Annotated in this window: 3 protein-coding genes; 2 read left to right on the forward strand and 1 reads right to left on the reverse strand. The window is 67.5% G+C overall.

Annotation, left to right across the window (positions count from 1 at the left end; all coding sequences use genetic code 11):
- Positions 1–35: 35 nt before the first annotated feature.
- Positions 36–1,721 carry a type 2 periplasmic-binding domain-containing protein gene (locus P1J78_RS24320; RefSeq protein WP_275569960.1) on the reverse strand — a complete coding sequence of 562 codons (1,686 nt, stop codon included), beginning with the start codon at positions 1,719–1,721 and terminating at the stop codon, positions 36–38.
- A gap of 194 nt (positions 1,722–1,915) precedes the next feature.
- Between P1J78_RS24320 and P1J78_RS24325 the strand changes: the two genes are divergently transcribed.
- Positions 1,916–2,980 carry an ABC transporter ATP-binding protein gene (locus P1J78_RS24325; protein ID WP_275569961.1) on the forward strand — a complete coding sequence of 355 codons (1,065 nt, stop codon included), beginning with the start codon at positions 1,916–1,918 and terminating at the stop codon, positions 2,978–2,980.
- A gap of 77 nt (positions 2,981–3,057) precedes the next feature.
- On the forward strand, positions 3,058–3,510 hold the full coding sequence (locus P1J78_RS24330) for an RbsD/FucU family protein (protein WP_275569962.1): 453 nt from the start codon (positions 3,058–3,060) through the stop codon (positions 3,508–3,510).
- The last annotated feature ends 336 nt before the right edge of the window (positions 3,511–3,846 follow it).

Genomic DNA, 3,846 nt, shown 5'->3' on the forward strand with positions numbered 1-3,846 from the left:
CACCGGTCGGACCGCCCACCGGCGGTCCGATACACTCACATCCCGAGCGACGCCTTGTAGAGCGCGATCTGCTGCTCGCGGCCGATCTGGTCGGTGATGTTCTCCCAGGCCTCGGCGATGACGTCGGCCACCTCCTGCGCGCTGCCGTACTGGCCCGCGAAGGCCTTGGCCAGCTCGTCCTCGGCGATCGAGTAGTACTGGAAGATCCCCGGAATCCGCGGCTCGTTCGCGGCGTTGGGGTGGTTGTAGCTGTTCAGGTTCGACGACAGGTAGTCCTCGATGAACTCGCGGTCGTAGCCCGCATTCTCCCACTCGTCGTAATTGAAGTGCGAGTTGCGGTAGGGCTGGAAGCCGGACGGATAGGCCACGGTCCAGAGCGACAGGTCCTTGCCGCCCAGATGCGCCGCCGCCGACCAGGCCGCCTTGCGCTTGGTCTCGTCGCCCGACACCCGGTTCGTGACATAGACGCCCCAGCCCAGATAGGCGTTGTTCGGCGCCTCGTTGGGCGTCTCCTCCCATGCGCCGCTCTGCGAGTTGTAGACCCGGTTCGCCCCCGGCAGGGTCGAGAAGCCCACGACATCGCCGACGACCGAGGTGTCGGACGTGCGCGCGTTCGAGCCGACGTCCCCCCACCAGGTCAGCATCCCGCCGGTGCCGGCCAGGAACTGCTGGAACGCGGTGGTGTTCGGGTCGGCGTTCAGCTGATCCGGCGGATAGGCGCCGTCGGTCTCGATCAGCTCCATCACGTCCTGGATCGCCTGTACGAAGGCGGGGTTGTTGACCCTGGGCTTCATCGTCTCCGGGTCGAACAGCCAGGCCCGGTCGTCGGGATGTTTCGCATAGGCCGTCGCCCGGTCCTCCAGGAAGTAGAACCCGAAGCCGCCCCAGGTGATCTTCAGCGGGTCCAGGAAGCCGTGCGCCGGCAGCCCGGTCAGCGGGTCCGTCTTGCCCGCCAGGAACTTCGAATGCGCGTTGACCTGCGCCCAGGTCGTCGGCGGTGCCCACTCGCTGCCGTCGCCCTCTTCCGCCCAGGCGGCGGCGAAATCGGCGTTGTCGTAATAGTCCTTGCGGTAGCAGAAGGTGTGACAGTCGCCGTCGATCGAGATGCGGTAGGTCTTGCCGTCCCAGGTGCCGACCGGCGCCTTGAGGTAGTCGACATAGTCGTCCATGTCGATGATGTCCTTGACCCACTGGGGCATCTCGTCCAGCAGGCCGCGCCCGGCGGTGTCGCCCTCGAACGGCGCGCCCATCTCCAGCAGGTCGAAATCGACCGTCTGGGTGGCGATGGACTGCTGCAGCCGCGGGTTGTAGTCCGCCTGCGCCAGGTCGATCCAGTTGATCGTCGCGCCGGTATAGTCCTCCCAGGGCTTCAGGAAGCCGCGGAACAGGAAGTTGTGCAGGTTCTGGTTGTTGAGCCCCATGAAGGTCAGCTCGACCCCCTCGAACTCGCCGGGCTGCACGACCTCCTTCGTCGGGCCGAGGCACATCTCGCCCACCTTCTGCCAGTCGGCATCGGTCGGGCTGCCCATGCCCACGCCCGGAATCTTCAGGATCTCGGCGCGCAGGCTGTCATGGCTCGCGGCCCAGGCCGGCCGGACGCCGGTGCCGGTGGCGACGCCCGAGAACGCGGCGAGCGTGCCCATCCCGGCCATGCCCTTCAGCATGTCCCGGCGCTTCAGCTTCCCGGTGCGCTGCAAATAGTTGTAAAGTTCGGCTTTCATTCAGACATCCTCCCTGTCTTGGCGCGTCCGGGCTTCTCCTGCGTCCCGGGCGCCGGCGGCGTATGGCCGCACCCGAAGGAGTGTCACCGCGCTCCCGTGACCTGTCAAGCGCGCATCGCGGCTGCGTTTTTGGCGATGGACAGCCGCTTTGCCTTGCGCCTATCGTGGCCGCGGCGAGGGAGGAGCAGCGACGCATGGCAGAGGTCAGAATCCGCGACCTGCGCAAGAGTTACGGCGCGGCCGAGGTGATTCACGGGGTCGGATTTGACATATCGGATGGTGAATTCGTCGTGCTGGTCGGCCCGTCGGGCTGCGGCAAGTCCACGCTGTTGCGGATGATCGCCGGGCTGGAGGGGATCAGCGGCGGCACGATTTCCATCGGCGAGCGGGTGGTGAACAGCCTGCCGCCGTCGCAGCGCGACATCGCCATGGTGTTCCAGAACTACGCGCTCTACCCGCACAAGACCGTCGGCGCCAACATGGCCTTCGCGCTGCGGATGCGCGGGATGGCGAAATCCGAGATCCAGGACCGGGTGCGCCGGGCCGCCGAGATCCTGGGGCTGACCGAGTATCTCGGCCGCTACCCCCGCGCCCTGTCGGGCGGGCAGCGGCAGCGCGTCGCGATGGGCCGCGCCATCGTGCGCGACCCGCAGGTCTTCCTGTTCGACGAGCCCTTGTCGAACCTCGACGCCAAGCTGCGCGTGCAGATGCGCACCGAGATCCGAGAGTTGCACCAGCGGCTGCAGACCACGACCGTCTATGTCACCCACGACCAGATCGAGGCGATGACCATGGCCGACCGGATCGTGGTGATGCAGGGCGGGCATATCGAGCAGATCGGCTCGCCGCTGGAGCTCTACGACCGGCCCGAGAACACCTTCGTCGCCGAGTTCATCGGCTCGCCGTCGATGAACATGCTGGACGCGGTGCTGTGCCGCGAGGACGGTGCGCTCGTCGCCGATCTGGGCGAGACCCGGATGCCCGTCGCCGACGGGCCGGGCCGCGAGGACGGGCGCGCGGTGGTCTACGGCGTCCGGCCCGAGCACCTGCAGCCGGCCGGCGACGGCCTGCCGGGCGAGGTCGCGGTGGTGGAGCCCACCGGCTCGGAGACGCATCTGGCCGTGCGCGCGGCCGGCACCGAACTGGTCTCGGTCCTGCGCGAGCGCGGCGAGTTCCGCGCGGGCGACCCGATCCGCCTGACGGCGGCGCCGGAGATCGTCCACCTGTTCGACCGCGAAACGGGGCAGCGGCTGGACTGAGACGGCCCCCGGCCATTCGGCCCTTTCCGTCGCCCCGCGCCCGTCCTAGATTGCGCCGCATCGAGGGAGGAGACCACATGCTCAAAGGCATCGACCCGCGGCTGAACGCCGACGTGCTCTACGCGCTGCGCGACATGGGGCACGGCGACGTCGTCGTCATCGCCGACACCAACTTTCCGTCCGGCGCCATCGCCCGCGAGACCGTGCTGGGCGAACTTCTGCGGATGGACAACCTGACCGCGGCCGAGGCGGCGGAGGCGCTGCTCTCCGTCCTGCCGCTCGACACTTTCGTCGAGGATTTCGCCGGCCGGATGGAGATCGTGAACGCGCCCGACGAGGTGCCCCCGGTGCAGGCGGAGGTGCAGGCCGTCATCGACGCCGCCGAGGGCAAGCCGCGCGAGATGCTGGGGATCGAGCGCTTCGCCTTCTACGACATGGCGCGGCAGTCCTACGCGGTGATCCAGACCGGCGAGCGGCGGTTCTACGGCTGCTTCATGTTCCGCAAGGGCGTGATCGCGCCGGAGGATTGAGGGAGGTTTTTCGGACCGCTTGCGCGCGTCGATCCGCCGGGGGGACGCTGTCCCCCCGGATCTCTTATTCTTTCTTTTCAATCGTTTAGCTCAGCGGTATCCGTATTGCGTCCATTTCGTGCAGGATATCTTGCTCATCCTGAAACGGTAACTGCCGCCTCTCCGCACTGAGGGAACGGCTCTCTTCGTGTCAGTTTCTCTTGCCTCAGAAGGCAGCGAAATCGGTCATCTCGACGACGTCTTCGCCGGATGGGCCGACGGGGCCAGTCGGGCCGACTTTGAGGCTGAGACTCGCGTGTCCGCCGCGCGGGGTGGCCTGGCAGCGCGTCAGGTCGT

Origin of the sequence: Psychromarinibacter sediminicola (assembly GCF_029168335.1) — a bacterium.
Classification (GTDB): domain Bacteria; phylum Pseudomonadota; class Alphaproteobacteria; order Rhodobacterales; family Rhodobacteraceae; genus Psychromarinibacter; species Psychromarinibacter sediminicola.